The sequence below is a fragment of the Lentimicrobium sp. L6 genome (assembly GCF_013166655.1).
In the GTDB taxonomy this organism is placed as follows: domain Bacteria; phylum Bacteroidota; class Bacteroidia; order Bacteroidales; family UBA12170; genus UBA12170.
Map to the genome: position 1 here is coordinate 1 of NZ_JABKCA010000053.1, position 13,655 is coordinate 13,655.

A 13,655-nucleotide genomic window follows, 5' to 3' on the forward strand; every position below is an offset into this window, starting at 1 on the left:
ATTGCTTACGCTTCGATTAAATTACACGAGACTTAAATGGGTAACCCTATAATTTTAAATGGCTTGGTGATTTTGATGAGTATTCCATTGCTATATTTAATTCAAATGAAACTCATCCTTCCACTTTGGTTTACAGAACTGATTTTGCTTCGAAAACATCATTCTCGAAACCCGACTTAGCACCAGGTGTTTATTATTGGAAAGTAATAGGTAGATTATCTGAAGGAGGATATAAATCAACTGAATTGAAAAGCTTTACAATTTTAGATGAGAAGGAAGCTGATTTTGATGAAAACCCTATGGTTTCGAAAATTAGAACTAATGTTTCTCCAAACCCTAACTCCCAAGGTTATGTAAGATTTAATTATGAATTATTAAACGATTCGCCTGTAAATATTAGGCTTTATAATTCATTAGGTCAAATAATATGGGAAAACAATCTGGGTAGTCAGCAAGCTGGACTTTATGAAGAAATAATTCCTCTAGAGCAAAAAAAGGCAATCTGTTTTCTGAAAATTGAGACCAATCATGGTTCTGGGATAGAAAAAATCATTGTGCGATAGTTAAATAATTCCGATATAGGTTTTTTAATCAAAGTTCAAAGAGTTTGGTGGTAATGCATTATTATGAAATCCACTACTGCTTACAATCAATAAAAAAGAGGTTGGGAATTTCCCAACCTCTTTTTGTGTATAGCTTTTAACAAATCAATAGAGTTATCCTACAGGATTAGTCATGCGACATTCTTCTCCAAATCTACTTCTCAGGATAAGCTTCTACACCCATATTATAAAACATAAATGACCAAATATCAGTGGCTTCTTCTATTATTTTTTCTGTTGACTTACCTGCGCCATGACCAGCTTTGGTTTCTATTCTGATAACAGTTGGGTTGGCACAACTTTGCTTACTTTGTAATTCGGCTGCAAACTTAAATGAATGTGCAGGAACTACTCTGTCATCATGGTCTGCCGTGGTAATCATAGTGGCAGGATAGCATGTTCTAGCTTTAAGATTATGAAGAGGAGAGTATTTAATTAAATTTTCGAACTGGATTTTATCATCACTGCTACCGTAATCAGGAACCCAATAGTAACCGATAGTAAATTTGTGATAACGCAACATATCCATTACTCCAACTTGGGGAATAGCCACTTTAAATAATTCTGGTCTTTGAGTCATACAAGCACCTACGAGTAAACCACCGTTGGAACCACCTCTGATGGCCAACTTCTCGCTACTCGTATACCCATTATCTATCAAATACTCGGCCGCAGCTATAAAGTCATCAAACACATTTTGTTTGTTTAGTTGAGTTCCTCCTTGATGCCACTCTTCTCCATATTCGCCCCCTCCTCTAATATTGGGTAAAGCATAAACACCATCATTTTCTAATAATACCAAATTGCTAATGCTAAAGTAAGGAGTCAGAGAAACATTAAATCCACCATATCCATAAAGGAGAGTAGGGTTGGTTCCATTTAATACTAATCCCTTTTTATGAACGATAAACATAGGAACTTTGGTTCCATCTTTACTGGTATAAAATACTTGTTTCGTTTCAAATTGGTCAATATCGATATCGATACCAGATTTTCTAAAAACTTCGGTTTTATTATTCTTGATGTCGTATTTGAAAGTCATACTAGGATAAGTGAAAGAAGTAAATGAATAGAATGCGGTATTACTTTCTTTATCTCCGCTAAATCCACTAATGCTACCAATGGCAGGTAATTTAATTTGATGTTCAAGGCTTCCGTCTAAATTATAAACATAGGCTTTTGAACTGGCATCGTGCATATAGCTCACCAATAGTTTACCACCTGCCATACCTACATTGTTTAATACGTCAGTAGTTTGAGGAATCACTTCCCTAGTCTCACTAGGGTCATTGGCATTGATTTTGTAAACTCTATTTCTTGGAGCGTCTTTATTGGTCATAATAAAAATATCTTCTCCTTCATTATCCAATACCCAGGTATTATGCTCAAAGTCTTCTTGAATAGCAATAAATTCAGATTTTGGATCGTCAGCTTCTTTAAAATAAAGTGAATTTCCTCTTGCCGATGGATTATGACCACTTAAGATCAAATACTTCTCATCTTCAGTAGTGCCCATATTCCAGCTAAACATAGGGTTTTCTTTGTCCTCATAAATCAATTGATCAGCGCTTTGTGCAGTTCCCGCTTTATGGTAAAATACTTTGCTATTCTCGTTGACTCCCTTAAGTTCGTCACCTTCTTTGGGCTCATCATAACGACTATAATAGAAACCATCTTTATACCAACTCATACCTGAGAATTTTATCCATTTTAGATGATCCTCAAGCTTGGTTTTGCTTTCCACATGCATCACAAAAATTTCTCTCCAATCAGAACCACCACTGCTTAAACTATAAGTACAAAGCTTCCCATTTTTTGAGAAGGAAAGACCGCTTAATGCTACAGTACCATCCTCCGAAAAAGTATTAGGATCAAGAAATAACTCAGGTTCGCCATCCAAGGTTTTCATTCTGTAAATTACATATTGAGGCTGTAATCCATCGTTTTTATAAAAATACCAATAGTCACCTTTTTTAAAAGGCATTCCATATTTGGGGTAATCCCAGATTTCTGTCAGTCTGTCTTTTATTTTTTGGCGAAAAGGAATTTCTGCTAAGTAGTCGTTGGTGACTTTGTTTTGCTTAGACACCCAGGCTTTGGTGGAATCGGAATTATCATCTTCCAACCACCGAAAAGGGTCTGCAACCTCTACTCCATGGTAGATGTCCACGGTATCAACTTTTTGACTAATTGGATAGTTTAACATCTTTTCTTGCTTTTGATTACATGAGTATAAACCCAAAATGGCTGCCATGGCTATGAAAATATATTTTTTCATGATATTGTGATTTATTGAATTTGATGATTGAATTTGAACCGATAAAAGTAAGGAATTTTCAAATGAGATACCTCAGGTATTTGTAAGTTCAGTAAAACTCTGTAAGTGTCAGGAATATAGTTTAGTATATATTTGGTATTATTCCGGAATTAAAATACCAATTTAGAATCGTTTTGAATAATTTTTAGATTTCTAAAATCTTCTAAAAAAACGTACTTTTGCGCTGAATTGAAATTCTTTAAGAAATGGATTTATCAGTAAATTACATGGGTTTGAAGTTGAAAAACCCTATCATAGTTGGAAGTTCAGGGTTAACAAATTCTGTAGAGAAAATCCGCGACTTGGAAAGACAAGGCGCAGGAGCCGTTGTGCTAAAATCCCTATTTGAGGAGCAAATCCTTATGGAACAGGAAAAAGCCAACGATCAAAACGATTTCGATTATCCTGAAGCAATGGATTATATGAAGGCTTATGCTGAAGAATATACCTATGCCGACTTCATTCAATTGATCAGAGGTGCTAAAGCAGCAGTCGATATTCCTGTAATTGCCAGTGTAAACTGCGTTAGTATGGGAAAATGGACTGAGTTTGCTAAGAAAATTGAGGATGCTGGAGCCGATGCTTTAGAGATTAATATTTCTCTCTTGCCTTCTGATATTTATAAAACTAGTGCTCAAAATGAGAAGACTTATTTTGACATTATTGAAGCGGTCAGAAAACAGGTAAATATTCCAATAGCCTTAAAGATGAGTCATTACTCTGCTGGTTTGGCACATTTAATCCGTCAGCTGAGCTTTACCAAAATGGTAGATGCTTTTGTGCTTTTCAACAGATATTATGCCCCTGATATTAATATTGATGATTATTCTATCACTTCGGCTGGTGTTTTAAGTCGTCCTGAGAATATTTCTGATTCATTACGTTGGGTAGCATTGCTTTCTGGGAAAATCAAAACTCCTATCGCGGCCTCTACTGGAGTGCACGAAGGAGAAGATGTAATTAAACAGATTCTCGCAGGTGCTGAGGCTGTTCAGGTGGTTTCGACATTATATAAGCATGGTATTGTGCAATTATCGAAAATGCTTAAAGACATTGAGACTTGGATGACAGAGAAAGGATATACTAATTTAGATGACTTTAGAGGCGAGATTAGCTATGAGAAATTCGACGAACCACAGGCTTTTGAGAGAATTCAGTTCATGAAATATTTTGGAGGATTTGAATAAAACTATAATAAATGATTGAATTAAATAGTGTAGTAACACAAATATTACAAGTTTCACCTATCATGAAGATAGTTCGTGTGAAACCAGTAGGTTGGGAATTCCCAGAGTTTAAAGGTGGTCAGTTTGTGGCTTTAGCATTACCCGGTTCTGCTGAAAGGTGCGATTCAGCAACTGATGAATTTGAAACTCCTGAAGATCCTGATAAATTGATAAAGAGAGCTTATTCTATTGCTTCTACTTCTACAGCTGATTATGTAGAATTTTATATCACTTTGGTGCATTCTGGAGCTTTGACTCCACGTTTGTTCAATTTGAATATTGGTGATAAAGTTTTCATGGGTAAAAAAGGTGTTGGAATGTTTACTTTGGATTCTGTTGTTCCTGAGAAAAACATTGTATTAATTGCTACTGGAACTGGTGTGGCTCCATACATGAGTATGCTTCGTTCTGATGCATTAAAACGTAAAGGTAATATCATGGTAGTTCATGGTGCTGCTAATAGCTGGGACTTGGGATATTCAAGTGAATTACAGCTTTTAGAAAGCATGTTCGATCAGTTTACTTATTTACCTACTATTACTGAGCCTCAGAAAGAACCTGCAGGTTGGGGTGGTGATACCCGATTTATTGAAAAAATCTGGGAAGGTGGAGTAGCAAAAGAAAAATGGGGATTTGACCCAACAGCTGATGATACAGAGATATTCTTATGCGGAAACCCAAGAATGATTGAAAGTATGGTTGCTCTTCTTGAAAAAGATGGGTTTACTGAGCATACTAAAAAAGTACCAGGTCAAATTCACGTAGAGGAATTTTAAACTGGAAAAATAAATAATTGAAAAGTCATCCTAGTTTAGGGTGGCTTTTTTATTTTTGGGAAATAATAAAAGACTATGAAGATAGAAATTGATCCAGGAGCAGGACCGTGTTTTGGAGTGGAAAAAGCAATTGAGAAAGCGGAATTTATTTTGAAAGAAAAATCGGTTTTGTATACGGTTGGAGACCTGATTCATAATGAAGCAGAAGTAGAGCGTCTTGAAAAGCTTGGAATGAAAACTATTGCCATGGAGCAGGCCATATCTGGTGATTATCCCAATGTCTTGTTTAGAGCTCATGGCGAGCCTCCATCATCTTATGATAGTGTAAAAAAGGCCAAAGTGGAGGTAGAAGATGCTACTTGTCCTATTGTTGTCAGCCTACAAAAGAAGATAGCTAAAACCTTTTCTGAAATTAAAGATGGGAAGGGACAGATTGTTTTATTTGGAAAGAAAAGGCATCCTGAAGTCATTAGCTTAATGGGGCATTGTGATGATAAAGCAATAGTAATAGCAAATATTGAGGAGCTTGAGCTTATCGACTTCTCTATACCTATTTACTTGTTCTCTCAAACTACTAAATACCGCTCTGAGTATTATTTAATTAAAGAAAAAATCGAAAAGAAATTGGATGAGTTAAATTTGTTAGCCTCCTCTCAATTTAGTTTTAATGACAGTAGTTGTAAGATTGTAGCTAGAAGAGATGAGCAACTCAGAAATTTTGTTGAAGATAAGGATTTAATTATATTCGTTAGTGGTACAAAGAGTTCCAATGGAAGGCAATTGTTTCAAATATGCAAAAATACTGGCATAGAAACTTACTTTATTAGTCGAATTGAGGATCTTAATAGAGAATGGTTTGTTGCAAAGAATAATATAGGAATCTCTGGAGCAACATCTACCCCAAAATGGTTATTGGAGGAAATGAGTTTACGAGTAAAAGAGCTGGTCTCAGAAAGTTAATCCTGATCTTCCAAAATCTTCAGACAATCCAACATACTTACCCTCCAATGAGGAATCTTTACATCAAAATCTTTCTTAATTTTTGCTTTATTCATCACGCTATAGAAAGGTCTTGGTGCTGGTAAAGGATATTCATGGCTTTCGATGGGGGAGACTTTACAATCGATTTTAGCCGCTATCATAATTTCTACAGCAAAGTCATACCAACTGGCTACCCCTTCGTTGCTAAAATGATAAATAGTATTTTCTGAAGCTACTTTGCCAGAGCATATCATATCAAGAATGGCACGTGCTAAATCAGTGGCATAAGTTGGCGTTCCAATCTGGTCAAAAACGACTCTTAACTCGTCTCTTTCTTTACCAAATTTCAGCATAGACTTCATGAAATTATGCCCAAACTCAGAATATAACCATGAGGTTCTAATAATGATGGATTTCTCATTAACTTGAAGTACCATTTCTTCTCCAATGAGCTTAGTTTTTCCATAAGCAGAAGGTGGTTGACAGGCATCTTCCTCTTTGTAGGGGAAATGTTTTTTACCATTAAAAACATAATCGGTAGATATGTGATAAAATTGGCATTTGGTTTTTCTTGAAGCTGTCGCCATATTGGTCGGACCAACAGCGTTTATCTTTTTAGCCAATTCAAATTCTTCTTGGGCTTTATCTACTGCTGTATATGCAGCACAATTGATGGCGTGTGTAAACTTACCTTCTATAAAGAAGTTAATCACTTCTTCTTTGTTGGTGATATCTAAATCTGCCACATCGGTATATACAAAACTGAAATCAGGATACTCTGCTTCGATCTTTCTTATACTGTTGCCTAATTGGCCATTACTGCCGGTGATTAAAATCTTTTTCATGGATTATAGCTTAATTGAAAACAGGTGAGATTTATACTCACCTGTTTGTTCTTATTAATGAATAACAATCTTTTTAAAGTAATCAATCGTTTTTGTCAAGCCTTCTTTTAATTGAATATTTGGCTGCCAATCTAATTCTTTTTTGGCAAGAGTGATATCAGGCTGGCGCTGCATGGGATCGTCAGATGGGAGGTCTTCAAATACCAACTTAGACTTTGTTCCAGTAAGTTCAATAACCTGTTCTGCCAGTTCTCTAATGGTAAATTCGTTAGGATTACCCACATTCACAGGTCCTGTAAAATCCTCACGAGTAGCCATCATTCTAACCATACCTTCTACCAGATCATCTACATATTGGAAGCTACGCGTTTGCATTCCATCACCATATAAGGTAATATCTTTGCCTTGTAATGCTTGAACAATAAAGTTAGAAACTACCCTTCCGTCATGAGGATGCATCCTAGGACCGTAGGTATTAAAAATTCTAATGATTTTAATTCTCACCTTGTTTTGCCAATGATAATTGAAGAAGAGTGTTTCTGCCACACGTTTTCCTTCGTCGTAACAAGATCTAGTTCCAATGGGGTTTACATGGCCCCAATAATCCTCTGTTTGAGGGTGTACCTTGGGATCTCCATATACTTCACTTGTGGAAGCCTGTAGTATTTTAGCGTTGATTCTCTTTGCTAATCCAAGCATGTTGATGGCTCCCGCAACTGATGTTTTTACAGTTTTAATAGGATTATATTGATAGTGAACTGGTGAGGCAGGGCAAGCTAAATTATATATTTCATCCACCTCTATAAAGAAAGGCATGGTAATATCGTGACGAATATATTCAAAATAGGGATTGCCCATTAAGTGAACGATATTCTGTTTTTGGCCGGTGAAGTAATTGTCTACACAAATAACTTCATTTCCATCTTTTAATAATCTGTCAATTAGATGAGAACCCACAAAACCAGCTCCTCCGGTGACTAGTATTTTCTTCCGTATCATAGTGGTGATTTAATTGTAAGAGATTATCTCTAAGCATTGCACTAGGCTAATAGAGGGGAATGGCTTAGAAATAATCTCTTGGGTTAAATATTATTTTTTAGTATTTATTCCAATACAATAATAATCTATCTCCCTGTCTTTCATTTCATCGAGGTCGTATACGTTACGACCATCAACAATAACAGGGTTTTTTAATAGTTTCTTAATAATATTGAAGTTCGGGAATTTGAATTCTGGCCATTCTGTAGCAATGATAAGGGCATCAGAATCGATCAATACATCATATTGATCTTGTCCATATTCAATTTTATCACCTAATATTCTTCCTGCTTCTTCCATTGCAACAGGGTCATAAGCTTTCACATTTGCTCCAGCTTCAAGAAGCTTTCTGATGATTACTAAGCTTGGAGCTTCTCTCATATCATCGGTTTGTGGTTTAAAGGCGAGTCCCCATAAAGCAAATGTTTTACCTTTTAAATCATGATTAAAGTGCTTATTCAGTTTAGTGATTAAAATAGACTTTTGTGCCTCGTTAACTTCTTCAACAGCTTTTAACACTTTTAAACTATAAGAAAAGTCATCTGCGGTTTTAATAAGAGCTTTAACATCTTTTGGGAAGCAGGAGCCGCCATAACCTGTACCAGGATAAATAAATTTAGTTCCAATTCTTGAATCTGAACCTATTCCTCTTCTCACTGAATTTACATCGGCTCCAACAATTTCGCATAGATTGGCTATATCGTTCATGAAACTGATTTTTGTGGCCAGCATACTGTTGGCTGCATATTTGGTCATTTCTGCAGAAGTGACATCCATAAAAACCACAGGGTGACCATTCATGGTAAATGGTTTATATAGTCTTTCCATCGTTTTTTTGGCTTTGTCTGTGTCACAGCCTACAACAATTCGGTCTGGTTTAAGAAAATCAGATACTGCAGCGCCTTCCTTAAGGAATTCTGGATTTGAACATACATCAAATTCAAGTTTAGAGTCACGGTTATCTAACTCTCCTTGTAATGCTTTTCTTACTTTTTCTGCTGTACCAACAGGTACTGTGCTTTTGGTGACCATTAATAGATAGTCATTCATATGACGTCCAACTTCTTTAGCTACTTCTAGAACGTATTTTAGGTCAGCACTACCATCTTCATCTGGTGGGGTACCTACTGCTCCAAATACTACTTCAGCTCCATCTAAGCATTCAGAAAGCTTTGTGCTAAAATGAAGTCTCCCTTTTTTTACATTTCTATGTACTAGATCTTCCAGTCCAGGCTCGTAGATTGGAATGATACCTTTTTTAAGGTTTTCAATTTTGAGTTCATCAATATCCACGCAAGTTACGTCGATACCTACTTCACTAAAACATGCACCAGTTACTAAGCCCACATAACCAGTTCCTACGATTGTTATTTTCATCTTATATGATTTTTATAAGTTAATCTTTCATATCAAATATAGTGATATTTTTTGATTCAAACAAGAATAACTATTCAAAATTTCTGTTTTTTGAAAAATATTTCCATATTTCGGAAACCTAAATGTTTAGATTTCTTTGATATGGATTCTTGTCCAGGTAAATAATTGGAAATATTTTTTATGTTTTTAGAATCTACAATAATAAATATTGGAATAAATATGAAAAAATTCGAAAAATGCATTATGTGAATCATGTAAGTATCAGATATATAGACCTTAAGGTGATTTCATATATTGGATATAAAATTTTATATTTGCTGCTGTCAATTTATTTAAAATATGGAAGTTAGAAGAACATTTGATCTATTAGATCGTTATGCCGAGAAGTTTGTAATTGAGGATGCTTTTGCCATTAAGAGAAATAAAAAGTGGGAATTGTTTTCCACAAAAGATTATATAGATAACTCGCATTATTTTGCATATGGTCTTATGGAAATGGGATATAAAGTAGGTGATAAGATAGCTACAGTTTCCAATAATAGACCAGAATGGAATTTTATTGATATGGGATTATCCTTAGGTGGGTTTATCCATGTTCCAATATATCCAACTATCAGTGAAAGTGAGTATGCCCATATATTTGCAGATAGTGGTGTTAAGATGCTCATTCTAAGTGATAAATTACTATTAAAAAAGCTTAGTCCTTTAGCAGAGGAAGCCACTACTATTAGGGAGATATTCACTATAAATACAATTGAAGGTGAAAAGAATTACGGGGAGATTTTAGCTTTAGGTAAAAAAACTGAGCCTAAGCATAAAGAAGCACTTCTAAAACATAAAGAATCGATAAGTTCAAAGGATTTAGTTACCATTATTTACACATCGGGGACCACAGGAAACTCCAAAGGTGTGATGTTGTCCCATCAGAATTTGGTTTCCAATTTTATTGCCACTGCACCAGTGCAGCCCATGGAGTTTGGAGCTAAAGTATTAAGTTTTTTACCATTATGCCATGTTTATGAGCGCATGATGAATTATCATTTTCAGTATAAGGGCTTGCGAATTTATTATGCTGAAAATATGGGAACCATTGCTGATAATTTAAAAGAAATTAAAGCCGATGGATTTAATACAGTGCCAAGATTGCTCGAAAAAGTGTATGACAAAATTGTGGCGAAAGGAAAAGATCTTTCAGGGATTAAAAAGGTTATATTCTTTTGGGCTGTTAATTTAGGTTTACGATATGAACTAAATGGAGAGAATGGTTGGTTATATGAGCAGAAACTCAAATTAGCTCGAAAGTTGGTTTTTGATAAGTGGAATGAAGCTTTAGGAGGGAATATTAGTACCATAGTTTCTGGAGGGTCCGCTTTACAACCTAGATTGGCCCGTGTTTTTCATGCGGCAGGTATGAAAGTTATGGAGGGCTATGGTTTAACAGAAACAGGGCCTGTAATTGCTGTTAATAATGCTTATTATCCAAATATTAAATTTGGAACTGTGGGCCCTGTTATTGATGGTGTTGAAGTGAGGATAGCTGAGGATGGTGAGATTTTATGCAAAGGACCTAACGTAATGATGGGTTACTATAATGCACCTGATCTTACCGCAGAAGTAATAGATGAAGATGGTTGGTTTCATACTGGAGATATCGGTGTTCTAGAAGATGATAAATTTTTGAAGATTACTGATAGAAAGAAAGAAATCTTTAAATTATCATCAGGAAAGTATGTAGCACCTCAGGCGGTTGAGAATAAATTTAAGGAATCTATCTTCATTGAACAAATAATGGTGGTTGGTGAAAATGAGAAATTTGCAAGTGCTTTGGTTTCGCCAAACTTTAACCATCTGCATTTTTGGGCATCAAAGCATAAGGTACACTATAGAGACAATATGGAGTTGGTGAGAAAACCTGAAGTGGTGGCCCGTTTCCAAAAAGAAGTGAATATCGTTAATAAAAAACTATCTCTAACAGAGAATGTGAAACGATTTAGAATAGTTTGTGATGAGTGGAGTCCAAATACCAGAGAACTCAGCCCAACACTTAAACTTAAACGAAAAAATATTTATGAGAAATATGATCATATCCTTAGAGAAATCTATAGATATTCTAATGGGAATGGAGATTAAAGTTGATACAAGAGTTGCTAGGCTGATTTTGCTTAGATGAATGCTCTTTGTCAAATTAATGTAAATACCCCATCTTATTAATTTAGAAATATAATTATCTTTGAACCTATAACTCTAGAAAAGCCGCATGAAGGAAATCAAAAGAACATTCGATATTTTAAGCTATAACGAGATACATCAACCTCTCGACAAAGCACTGTCTATTAAGCGTAATGATCAGTGGGAATCTTATACTATTCAAGAATACAGAAAAAATGTAGATTTAATTAGTTATGGATTTATTGAGATGGGCTTCTCAAAGGGTGATAAAATTGCTACAGTCATTAATAATTGTCCAGAATGGAACTTTATCGATTTTGGGATGTCACAATTGGGACTGGTTCATGTTGGCATTTACCCTACCATTAGTGAAATAGAATATCTTCATATTCTAAAACACTCCGAGGCTAAAATTTTAATTGTCTCTTCCAAAGAAATTTACACCAAACTATTGCCTGTAATTTATCAGGCAGATAGCATTCAAGAGGTATATAGTATTGAGGATATTGCTGGTGTAAAAAGTCTTAATGATATTGTTTCTTTAGGGGAGAAGAATCAAGAGAAGTACAAGTTGGAATTAGTAGAAAGAAAAGCTTCTGTTTTGCCAGATGATTTATTGACATTAATATATACCTCAGGAACAACTGGTTTGTCAAAAGGAGTTATGCTTACCCATAAAAATGTGGTGAGTAATGTTGTTTTAGGCCTAGAATTCACTCAACCTTTGAAATATAAAGAAAGAGCATTTAGTTTCTTACCGATGTCACATGTTTTAGAAAGATGTGGGATTTACCTGTGGCAATATAAGGGTTTAGAGATTTATTATGCAGGAAGCATCGAGTCTATCGTTCCTGATATGCAAGAAGTACAGCCTCATACTTTTATTTCGGTTCCTCGTATTTTCGAAAAAATATATGACAAGATTATAAATACAGGTAGAGGGTTGAGTTTTGTAAAAAAGATGATTTTCTTTTGGGCAGTAAGAGTAGGGGATCAGTATCAGCCAAATCCTGAAGATCGTTCTGCTTTTTATAATTTTAAGTTAAAGATCGCTGATAAGTTGGTTTTGAATAAATGGAGAGCAGCCTTAGGTGGAAATGTAAAAGGAATTGTTTCTGGAGGAGCTGCTCTACAACCACGATTGGCCAGAGCTTTTTGGGCAGCCGGAATTAAGGTGCAAGAAGGTTATGGTTTAACTGAAACTTCTCCCATAGCTACCGCAAATGGTTTTGAGTCTCCAAATGTATTATTTGGTTCTGTGGGTTATATTAATGATAGCGTTCAGGTGAAGATAGCTGAAGATGGTGAAATCTTGCTCAAGGGTGATAATGTGATGGTTGGCTATTATAAGGAGCCAGAACTAACTGCAGAAGCCTTAAAAGATGGCTGGTTTCATACGGGCGATATCGGGAAAATAGAAGGTCGTTTTCTTTATATCACCGATAGGAAAAAAGAAATTTTCAAATTATCGGGTGGTAAATATGTGGCTCCTCAAGCTGTTGAGAATGTATTTAAAGAATCGAATTTTATTGAGCAATTAATGGTGATTGGTGAAAACCAGAAATTCACAGCAGCTCTGATAGTACCCGATTTTAACTTCCTTCATAACTGGTGTACTATACATGTGGTGGAGTTTAGAGATAATGAGGAGCTTATTAAAAATCCTATTATTGTTGCTCGTATTCAAAGAGAAGTAGATAAATATAATGCGCAGCTCGACCATATTGCCAAAATTAAAACATTCAGAATTGTGGCTGATGAATGGACGCCAGATACGGGAATGCTTTCTCCAACATTAAAATTGAAAAGAAAGAAGGTAGTCGCTAAATATGAAGAGGAAATAAATAGTATATATCAATCATAATGACAAAGAATCCAATATTATCTTATCTGAAACAGCATGTCAATAAACCTATAACTAAAAGCATGTCTCCATCGGCCTTGTGGCTGAAAGGCTTTTTAGTGAACGTAGAAGAAGGTTTTGCTGAAATTGAATACACGGTAAGAAAAGAAATGACTAATCCATTAGGCACACTGCAAGGCGGTGTAATGGCTGCGTTGATAGATGATACCATGGGTATGGCCCTTTTTACCTTGTCGCAAAAAAAACTTGTTTACTACAACCAACCTGAATGTGAATTATCTTTATGGTGCCAAAGAGGGTGAAAAAGTATTGGTTAAAGCAAAAGTGGTAAGAATTGGTAAAAAGATAGCCAACATTGAATGTAAGGTGATGAATGAGGAGGGTGATATTATTAGTACAGCCACCAGTAACTTGGTGGTAACTAGTATAAAGATTAATAGTGCTATTCCTGAATAGTAAT

Annotated in this window: 12 protein-coding genes; 8 read left to right on the forward strand and 4 right to left on the reverse strand. The window is 35.4% G+C overall.

The genetic code is table 11. The annotated features are described in order from the left end of the window. The first annotated feature begins 125 nt into the window (after nucleotides 1-125). Nucleotides 126-563, forward strand: coding sequence for a T9SS type A sorting domain-containing protein (locus tag HNS38_RS13535; RefSeq protein WP_172346605.1), 438 nt, complete (start codon nucleotides 126-128; stop codon nucleotides 561-563). Between the two features lie 193 nt (nucleotides 564-756). On the opposite strand, the gene HNS38_RS13540 is transcribed toward HNS38_RS13535, so the two are convergent. Continuing rightward, nucleotides 757-2,880 carry a prolyl oligopeptidase family protein gene (locus HNS38_RS13540; RefSeq protein ID WP_172346606.1) on the reverse strand — a complete coding sequence of 708 codons (2,124 nt, stop codon included), beginning with the start codon at nucleotides 2,878-2,880 and terminating at the stop codon, nucleotides 757-759. Between the two features lie 245 nt (nucleotides 2,881-3,125). Here HNS38_RS13540 and HNS38_RS13545 point away from each other — a divergent pair, with 245 nt between their 5' ends. The 3 genes from HNS38_RS13545 to HNS38_RS13555 all read left to right on the forward strand — a co-directional run bounded on the left by HNS38_RS13545 (nucleotide 3,126) and on the right by HNS38_RS13555 (nucleotide 5,881). Continuing rightward, nucleotides 3,126-4,106, forward strand: coding sequence for a dihydroorotate dehydrogenase-like protein (locus HNS38_RS13545; RefSeq protein WP_172280186.1), 981 nt, complete (start codon nucleotides 3,126-3,128; stop codon nucleotides 4,104-4,106). A gap of 11 nt (nucleotides 4,107-4,117) precedes the next feature. Next, complete coding sequence (locus tag HNS38_RS13550; protein ID WP_172280184.1) at nucleotides 4,118-4,921, forward strand: ferredoxin--NADP reductase; 804 nt, start codon at nucleotides 4,118-4,120, stop codon at nucleotides 4,919-4,921. A 75-nt stretch (nucleotides 4,922-4,996) separates the two neighbouring features. After that, nucleotides 4,997-5,881 (forward strand): 4-hydroxy-3-methylbut-2-enyl diphosphate reductase, encoded by an 885-nt coding sequence (locus HNS38_RS13555; protein WP_172346607.1) that lies wholly within the window; start codon nucleotides 4,997-4,999, stop codon nucleotides 5,879-5,881. On the opposite strand, the gene rfbD is transcribed toward HNS38_RS13555, so the two are convergent. The 3 genes from rfbD to HNS38_RS13570 form a co-directional block, all read right to left on the reverse strand. Beyond that, the gene (gene rfbD / locus HNS38_RS13560) at nucleotides 5,878-6,747 is read right to left on the reverse strand and encodes a dTDP-4-dehydrorhamnose reductase (protein WP_172280180.1); all 870 of its coding nucleotides are present in this window, start codon (nucleotides 6,745-6,747) and stop codon (nucleotides 5,878-5,880) included. The genes HNS38_RS13555 and rfbD overlap by 4 nt on opposite strands. Before the next feature lie 54 nt (nucleotides 6,748-6,801). After that, entirely contained in the window at nucleotides 6,802-7,746 is a 945-nt protein-coding gene (locus HNS38_RS13565; protein ID WP_172280178.1) for a UDP-glucuronic acid decarboxylase family protein, read from the reverse strand. Between the two features lie 90 nt (nucleotides 7,747-7,836). After that, complete coding sequence (locus tag HNS38_RS13570; protein WP_172346608.1) at nucleotides 7,837-9,162, reverse strand: UDP-glucose/GDP-mannose dehydrogenase family protein; 1,326 nt, start codon at nucleotides 9,160-9,162, stop codon at nucleotides 7,837-7,839. A 339-nt stretch (nucleotides 9,163-9,501) separates the two neighbouring features. Between HNS38_RS13570 and HNS38_RS13575 the strand changes: the two genes are divergently transcribed. The 4 genes from HNS38_RS13575 to HNS38_RS13590 all read left to right on the forward strand — a co-directional run bounded on the left by HNS38_RS13575 (nucleotide 9,502) and on the right by HNS38_RS13590 (nucleotide 13,651). Then, nucleotides 9,502-11,292, forward strand: a complete 1,791-nt coding sequence (locus HNS38_RS13575; RefSeq protein WP_172280174.1) for a long-chain fatty acid--CoA ligase — start codon at nucleotides 9,502-9,504, stop codon at nucleotides 11,290-11,292. Nucleotides 11,293-11,419: 127 nt separating this feature from the next. Beyond that, nucleotides 11,420-13,195: a long-chain fatty acid--CoA ligase gene (locus tag HNS38_RS13580; protein ID WP_172280172.1), complete on the forward strand. Its 1,776-nt coding sequence runs from the start codon at nucleotides 11,420-11,422 to the stop codon at nucleotides 13,193-13,195. Next, nucleotides 13,195-13,497: a PaaI family thioesterase gene (locus tag HNS38_RS13585; RefSeq protein ID WP_172346609.1), complete on the forward strand. Its 303-nt coding sequence runs from the start codon at nucleotides 13,195-13,197 to the stop codon at nucleotides 13,495-13,497. The genes HNS38_RS13580 and HNS38_RS13585 overlap by 1 nt, the downstream gene beginning before the upstream one ends. Beyond that, nucleotides 13,466-13,651 (forward strand): hotdog domain-containing protein, encoded by a 186-nt coding sequence (locus HNS38_RS13590; RefSeq protein WP_172280168.1) that lies wholly within the window; start codon nucleotides 13,466-13,468, stop codon nucleotides 13,649-13,651. Before HNS38_RS13585 ends, HNS38_RS13590 begins: the two co-directional genes overlap by 32 nt. The last annotated feature ends 4 nt before the right edge of the window (nucleotides 13,652-13,655 follow it).

Bases quoted from the DNA above. Each gene is read 5' to 3' on its own strand.
- HNS38_RS13540 (WP_172346606.1), bottom strand. From the start codon at position 2,880: ATGAAAAAATATATTTTCATAGCCATGGCAGCCATTTTGGGTTTATAC.
- HNS38_RS13545 (WP_172280186.1), top strand. From the start codon at position 3,126: ATGGATTTATCAGTAAATTACATGGGTTTGAAGTTGAAAAACCCTATC.
- HNS38_RS13550 (WP_172280184.1), top strand. From the start codon at position 4,118: ATGATTGAATTAAATAGTGTAGTAACACAAATATTACAAGTTTCACCT.
- HNS38_RS13555 (WP_172346607.1), top strand. From the start codon at position 4,997: ATGAAGATAGAAATTGATCCAGGAGCAGGACCGTGTTTTGGAGTGGAA.
- rfbD (WP_172280180.1), bottom strand. From the start codon at position 6,747: ATGAAAAAGATTTTAATCACCGGCAGTAATGGCCAATTAGGCAACAGT.
- HNS38_RS13565 (WP_172280178.1), bottom strand. From the start codon at position 7,746: ATGATACGGAAGAAAATACTAGTCACCGGAGGAGCTGGTTTTGTGGGT.
- HNS38_RS13570 (WP_172346608.1), bottom strand. From the start codon at position 9,162: ATGAAAATAACAATCGTAGGAACTGGTTATGTGGGCTTAGTAACTGGT.
- HNS38_RS13575 (WP_172280174.1), top strand. From the start codon at position 9,502: ATGGAAGTTAGAAGAACATTTGATCTATTAGATCGTTATGCCGAGAAG.
- HNS38_RS13580 (WP_172280172.1), top strand. From the start codon at position 11,420: ATGAAGGAAATCAAAAGAACATTCGATATTTTAAGCTATAACGAGATA.
- HNS38_RS13585 (WP_172346609.1), top strand. From the start codon at position 13,195: ATGACAAAGAATCCAATATTATCTTATCTGAAACAGCATGTCAATAAA.